Source organism: Pseudomonas sp. F01002 (assembly GCF_004402115.1).
In the GTDB taxonomy this organism is placed as follows: domain Bacteria; phylum Pseudomonadota; class Gammaproteobacteria; order Pseudomonadales; family Pseudomonadaceae; genus Aquipseudomonas; species Aquipseudomonas frigoris.
The window spans coordinates 1-342 of the sequence record NZ_SOPU01000046.1; the positions used below are offsets into that span (position 1 = coordinate 1).

Genomic DNA, 342 nt, shown 5'->3' on the forward strand with positions numbered 1-342 from the left:
ACGCCGGCCTGTCCGTGCGCAAGATCGCCAAAAGTTTATCCATTGGCCATTCAAGCGCGGGAGACTACCTTTGCCGGTTCGCAGCCAGTGGGCTTCAGTGGCCCATCGATATCTCTGATGCAGAGCTGAACCGACGCCTGTTTCCGCCGGCAGTACCGGTGCCGAGCGACCAGCGCCCGATGCCTGACTGGGCTTGGGCGCATGCCGAGTTGCGCCGCCCCGGCGTAACTCTGGCCCTGCTTTGGCAAGAGTACCGACTCGCTCACCCGCAAGGCTTCCAATACAGCTGGTTCTGCGAGCACTACCGCCTCTGGGCCGCCAAGGTCGACGTTGTCATGCGCC

1 pseudogene is annotated in these 342 nt (G+C 63.2%); it reads left to right on the plus strand.

Annotated features, from left to right (window positions below):
- Nucleotides 1-8 precede the first annotated feature (8 nt).
- Nucleotides 9-342, plus strand: a pseudogene (locus E3W21_RS28730) (IS21 family transposase); the annotation flags it as partial.